Source organism: Shigella sp. FC1967, from assembly GCF_001743005.1.
Taxonomy (GTDB): Bacteria; Pseudomonadota; Gammaproteobacteria; order Enterobacterales; family Enterobacteriaceae; genus Proteus.
The window spans coordinates 1-202 of sequence record NZ_MIIZ01000539.1 but is presented as its reverse complement, the minus strand read 5'-3'; the positions used below and the strand labels follow the sequence as shown (position 1 = coordinate 202).

Annotated in this window: 1 protein-coding gene and 1 pseudogene; one reads left to right on the top strand and one right to left on the bottom strand. The window is 37.6% G+C overall.

From position 1 onward, the window contains the following. The coding region (locus BHE89_RS26905) for a helix-turn-helix domain-containing protein (RefSeq protein ID WP_353615090.1) at nucleotides 1-57 on the bottom strand (57 nt) is incomplete at its 3' end. A gap of 56 nt (nucleotides 58-113) precedes the next feature. Between BHE89_RS26905 and BHE89_RS04550 the strand changes: the two are divergent. Beyond that, nucleotides 114-202 (top strand): annotated as a pseudogene (locus BHE89_RS04550) (IS200/IS605 family transposase); the annotation flags it as partial.

Sequence of the window (202 nt, the reverse complement as noted above, 5' to 3'; positions counted from 1 at the left end):
GAGATATTCAGCCTGTTCTGGTGTTGGGTAGATGCGTACTTTTGTTGCTCTTAACATCATCAGCGCTCATTGATATAATGTTTTTATTTTAACATGTTATGGCAATATATCAATTGAGTAATCATAATGATTTACTGGCGGAATTCCTCAGAAAGCGGCACAGTGTCAGTAAACTGGTCGTGCATCTGATCTTTACGACAAA